Here is a 2,170-nt window from a genome sequence, read left to right as displayed (position 1 = left end):
GATGGCTATCCAGCAGATTTGACATTCGACAATGATGACACAACTGATCAGAACTTCACGGTTCACTTGAAGCATCAAAACATTCAGTCTACAGAGGCCAAAACCGTTACAGAAACTATTCATTATCAAGGCGCTGGTAATCAAACTCCTGCTGATAACACCGCTCAAGTGACCTTTACGCGTCAAATCTCAACTGATACGGTTACAGGTGAAAAGACCTATGGGTCTTGGTCAGCTGATCAAAGCTTTGCGGCAGTGACTAGCCCAGTTATTAAGGGTTATACGCCAGATCAAGCTGAAATTGGGGCACAAACTGTGACTGGAGACTCCAGTGACCTCGACTTCACAGTGGTTTATACTGCTAATGGAAGCAGTAATCCTGTTAACCCAAGTAAACCGGCTAAGCCAAGTAAACCGGCTAAACCAAGTAAACCAGCTAAGCCAAATAAACCGGCTAAGCCAAGTAAACCGGCTAAACCAAGTAAACCGGCTAAACCAAGTAAACCGGCTAAACCAAATAAACCAGCTAAGCCAAATAACCTAGGCAAATCAACTAACCCAGGTAAATTGGTCCAGAATAGTAATATGGCATCAGTGAGAAACAAAAAGCAGGCTAATGAAAATGAATTGCCTCAAACTGGTGAAAACAATAGTCAAAGTCAAACAATGTCATTTATTGGTATTTTGTTGGCAATGTTTGGAAGTTTACTCTGTTTTCTTGGTATCAAGAAACGTCGTAATGATTAACCATTAAATAAATATATCTGTAGCGAATATAGATTATTTAAAGAGGACCCTGAAGAATATTATTATTCTTCAGGGTCTTTATTTGGCTCTACGTCGGCAAGAATGTCAATAGGCCGGACAAAAGAAGTTACGTTCTGACGAAGGCACTTGGTTATTTCTTAAATTCACGCATCATCAGGTCTTTTACCAGTGTTTTATTTTGTTTTGATGTGACTGAGGAACGACAAACAAAGTTGCGAGATAAACCCAGTTTTGATTGATCAGGTGAATATAGGTGATGTCAGTGGTAACGACCCCAGATAAATCAGCTAGATGTCTCATTAAATTAGGCTTCTGCGATGTGTCAGTATTGGTTGTAGGCTTTTTAGGACGTTTGCGATACATAGTCGATTGAATGCCTAATTCATGCATGACCTGCCAAATCGTTCGGCAAGAATGTCAATGGTCCGGACAAGAATTGTACGGTTGGACGTGCGGACGTTTTTGGGGGCTCAAATCGTCAGTGTGGTTTGTGGGATCAATCTTCATTTGCACACCGAAACCGGAGGTGCCCGCTTCTTCTGCATCAGCATAATCAATCCCAACGCTAACCACTTCACCTTGTACTTGATGGTGACGAAGTCTGCCAGCAACCTGATCAGCAATCTCGCTAAGCACGACTTTAATCTCCTTTGCCTGCGTGTAATCACACATGAGCACCTGACTATTGCCATAGTCTTTTTTCACATTTACTGGGTGGTAACTTTAATTATGCAATCTAGGGTTAAAAACTATTTTAAAGGCAGCTGATCTTTTTTGTTCGAACAGTATCCAAATTAATTTTACAATTTACCTAGCGTCTAAATGCCAAGCAATTCGAGTATAATAGACTAGTGAGTAATTTAAAGGTGGGGGGAAGGAATGTTTTTATGTTGGAACTGTCATTCGAAAAAGAAGTTGTTAATACCCTAACGACCGGGAATAACCAATGGGTGGAACGCAAAGATCTGTATGGTGCGACGCCGGATCAATTATGGGCTAATTTTCGCGATAAATTAAATAACAATAACTATGCTAAATTGCAGGGACACCCTTTAACTGATACCGAATTTAATCAGGTTAAACGGGCGATTGAAGTCCGGACACCTTACGAAGCAGCTAAGTTACTAGCCGCCGAAAATGGCATTGGCAAAGTGGAAGTTGAACGTGATGAGGCTAAGCTGGGCACGGTGACACTCGAGTTATTTTGGAAAGCGGACGTTGCTGGCGGTAAATCTAGTTATGAAGTGGTCCGGCAAGCGGTACGACCACGGCTAGCTGGTACTCAAGACGTCGACCCTGATCGCCGTTTTGACGTAACCTTATTAATTAATGGGTTACCCTTAATTCAATTGGAACTAAAAAAAGCCACGGTCGAACTTAACCAGGCTTTTAATCAAATTGA

Annotated in this window: 2 protein-coding genes and 1 pseudogene; 2 read left to right on the top strand and 1 reads right to left on the bottom strand. The window is 41.6% G+C overall.

Annotated features, from left to right (window positions below; all coding sequences use genetic code 11):
* On the top strand, positions 1-747 hold a 747-nt coding region (locus tag EKM99_RS15525), incomplete at its 5' end, for a mucin-binding protein (protein WP_125584202.1).
* 492 nt (positions 748-1,239) lie between these two features.
* Here EKM99_RS15525 and EKM99_RS15515 read toward each other — a convergent pair.
* Positions 1,240-1,467 (bottom strand): annotated as a pseudogene (locus tag EKM99_RS15515) (DinB/UmuC family translesion DNA polymerase); the annotation flags it as partial.
* A 188-nt stretch (positions 1,468-1,655) separates the two neighbouring features.
* Here EKM99_RS15515 and EKM99_RS15505 point away from each other — a divergent pair.
* The coding region (locus tag EKM99_RS15505; RefSeq protein ID WP_263853879.1) for a type I restriction endonuclease at positions 1,656-2,170 on the top strand (515 nt) is incomplete at its 3' end.

It is taken from the genome of Levilactobacillus cerevisiae (assembly GCF_003946245.1).
GTDB classification, from domain to species: Bacteria; Bacillota; Bacilli; order Lactobacillales; family Lactobacillaceae; genus Levilactobacillus; species Levilactobacillus cerevisiae.
Note: the sequence above shows the minus strand (reverse complement) of the source record. Positions and strands in the feature narration are given on the sequence as shown.